Here is a 2,108-nt window from a genome sequence, read left to right on the forward strand (position 1 = left end):
TCTTTCAACAATATAAGAGATATGGATATAGCTTTGAAAATAGTTTCTGAATTTGACGAAAGCAAAAAAGAATTTGCTTGTTCGGCAATAAAACATTCCACTCCATGCGGAGCCTCTTTGGGAGAAAATGTATTCGATTCGTATAATAAAACTTATAAATGCGATTCTGTTTCAATATTCGGAGGAATAGTCGCTTTTAATAGCGCGGTAGACGAAAGGACGGCGAAAGAACTTAATAAAACTTTTTTGGAAATAGTTATAGCTAAAGATTTTACCGCAGAGGCTTTGAAAATATTAAAAACAAAAAATAATTTAAGAATAATAAAATACAAAACTAAACCGAATGATAAAATTAATTTAGTTAAAGTGGACGGCGGACTTTTGGTTCAAGACGAAGATGATTCGCTTTTTGAAAATTATAAAATAGTCACCGAAAAGAAACCGAGCGAAGAAGAAATGAAAAATCTTATATTCGGAATGAAAGTGGTAAAATATGCAAAATCAAACGCGATAGTTGTCGTCAAAGATTTTATGGCAAAAGGTATTGGAAGCGGACAAACAAATAGAATATGGGCTTGCGAAGACGCGCTAAAAAGAGCGGGGAAAAGCGGAGTAATGGCATCGGACGCTTTTTTTCCTTTTAGAGATGTGGTAGACGCATGCGCAAAATACGATATAAAAGCGATTATTCAACCTGGAGGTTCTATAAGAGATAAAGAATCGATAGAAGCCTGCAACGAACATGGAATTTCAATGATATTTACAGGAATAAGGCATTTTAGACATTAATAAAATTAAGAAATATAATATTTATTTTGAATTATCATTGCAATTTAGTTTGATTTTTTATATAATTTAATTTTGTTACTTCTCGTTAAATATAATTTTAAAAGGACATGCATGTCTGCATGTCCTTGCATTTATAAATTTTTTATAATAATTATAATTTAAGCATTAATTTGCTCATTCTTGCGGCAAATAATTTTGGGTCGTCCAAAGGCAAATTTTCAAGTATGCATGCTTCATCGTATAAAAGCTCGCTGTATTCTTTGAATAAATCGGATTTTTTATTCGCTTCGTATTCTTTCTCCATAGCTTTAAAAACCTCATGCGAAGAGTTGATTTCCAAAACTCTTTCGGGCTTCATACCGAACATATTATTTCCAGTTTCGGCAAGAACTTTAGCCATATTGAAACTAATCGAATCTTCTTTATTTGCCAAACAAACCAAACTTTCTTTAAGTCTCTCGCTCTCTCTAACATCGGAAACTTTGCCGTCTCCCAAAACTTCTTTAATCGCTTTCATTATATCTTTTATTTCTTTATTTTCTTCTTTTGTCAAATCTTTATCGGTTTTCTCGTTATCCGCCTGAAGTATCGAATGAAGTTTTATCTCTTCGTAATCTCTCATCATTCCAACCATAAACTCGTCAACTCTGTCGGTAAAGTAAAGAACTTCGTAGCCTTTATCTTTCATTCCTTCCATATGCGGAAGTTTTTCAATAGCGGATTTATCTTTTCCCGCCGCATAATAAATAAATTCTTGTCCTTCTTTCATTCTACTTTTATATTCGGCTAAAGTCGTATATTCGTTTTCCGCCGTATTGGAAGATTGAAACAATAAAAGATTTGATAATTTTTCTTTTTTGGTAAAATCGCTATAAATTCCAATTTTAATCGATTCTCCAAATTCTTTAAAAAACTCTTCGTATTTTTTTCTGTCGTTTTTTAAAGTATTTTCCAAAGTTTCTAAAATTTTCTTTTCAAGGTTGGATGCGATTCTCTTTAATTGATTCGTATGCTGTAAAATCTCTCTCGAAATATTAAGCGAAAAATCTTGCGAATCGACTAATCCTCTAACGAATTTTAAATATTCTGGAAGCAATTCTTTGCATTTATCCATTATAAAAACATTTCTCGAATAAAGTTCCAAACCTCTTTCAAAATCGGGATGCAAAAAATTGAATGGAGCTTTTGACGGAATAAAAAGCAAAGCCGTATATTCCAAAGTTCCTTCCGCTTTAGTATGAATAATATCGAAAGGCTCGACATAATCATGAAAATGCTCTTTATAGAATTCGTTATATTCTTCGGTTTTGACATCGCTT

1 protein-coding gene and 1 pseudogene are annotated in these 2,108 nt (G+C 32.0%); one reads left to right on the plus strand and one right to left on the minus strand.

The window, feature by feature from the left end:
* Positions 1–789: pseudogene (locus tag EZH24_RS10720) on the plus strand (bifunctional phosphoribosylaminoimidazolecarboxamide formyltransferase/IMP cyclohydrolase); the annotation flags it as partial.
* Positions 790–940: 151 nt separating this feature from the next.
* Here EZH24_RS10720 and htpG read toward each other — a convergent pair.
* A partial coding sequence (gene htpG, locus EZH24_RS10725) for a molecular chaperone HtpG (RefSeq protein ID WP_137999113.1) occupies positions 941–2,108 on the minus strand: 1,168 nt, incomplete at its 5' end.

It is taken from the genome of Brachyspira catarrhinii, assembly GCF_005518285.1.
Lineage (GTDB): Bacteria > Spirochaetota > Brachyspiria > Brachyspirales > Brachyspiraceae > Brachyspira > Brachyspira catarrhinii.